This is a genomic window from Singulisphaera rosea (genome assembly GCF_054877945.1).
In genome coordinates this window covers 1-255 of sequence record NZ_JBTYIP020000169.1, presented here as the reverse complement: position 1 = coordinate 255, position 255 = coordinate 1, and the positions used below count along the sequence as shown (strand labels likewise).

1 protein-coding gene is annotated in these 255 nt (G+C 71.4%); it reads right to left on the bottom strand.

What is annotated here, in order from left to right; genetic code table 11:
• Window positions 1-255, bottom strand: a 255-nt coding sequence (locus ACYOEI_RS41370; protein WP_462856510.1) for an IS66 family transposase, incomplete at both ends; no start/stop codon positions are given.

Sequence of the window (255 nt, the reverse complement as noted above, 5' to 3'; positions counted from 1 at the left end):
ACGGGCCCGCGCTGCACGCGCTCTGCCGTGTTGTTGTCCATCGGCACTTCCGGGTGCTCGACGAACACCGTTAGGCCCGTCCAGTGGTTGCCCAAGCTCTCCAGCACCTTCCGTCGCGCCGGGTGCAACCCCGACTCTCCGAGTTCCGTCTCGCCGCGGGCCCCGAAGGCCGTCACCGCCGCGCGCAACGCGCCGTCGGCCGTGGCGAAGGCCACCGCGTCGGCACGTACCTCCAGGCGGGCCTCATTGAGTCGG